Here is a 285-nt window from a genome sequence, read left to right on the forward strand (position 1 = left end):
TCCACATACCGGTCTAACCGATCCGGTTGACCAATTAAGTGAAGGTGATGCACTAACCGATCATATTGCGATTGAGAGTGCACACTCGGGCCATCAAGATATCACTATCACGATTCATGGTACCAACGACAAGCCTGTTGTTACAGGTCAGGAAAACATTAAGGTGTTTGAGCAAGGGACCTCACACGTATTGGCGCAAAATAAGGCCATTGTTGAAGTCGATAAAATGCACCTTGAAGGGGACTTAAAAGCGACTGATGTCGATCACAACGACCATGTAATCCT

General features: G+C 45.3%; 1 protein-coding gene. It reads left to right on the forward strand.

Annotation, left to right across the window (positions count from 1 at the left end):
• Positions 1-285: VCBS domain-containing protein (locus tag AB4585_RS23385; RefSeq protein WP_372171168.1), on the forward strand; the 285-nt coding region annotated here is incomplete at both ends.

This window comes from Vibrio sp. 10N.222.49.C9, assembly GCF_041474985.1.
Classification (GTDB): domain Bacteria; phylum Pseudomonadota; class Gammaproteobacteria; order Enterobacterales; family Vibrionaceae; genus Vibrio; species Vibrio crassostreae_C.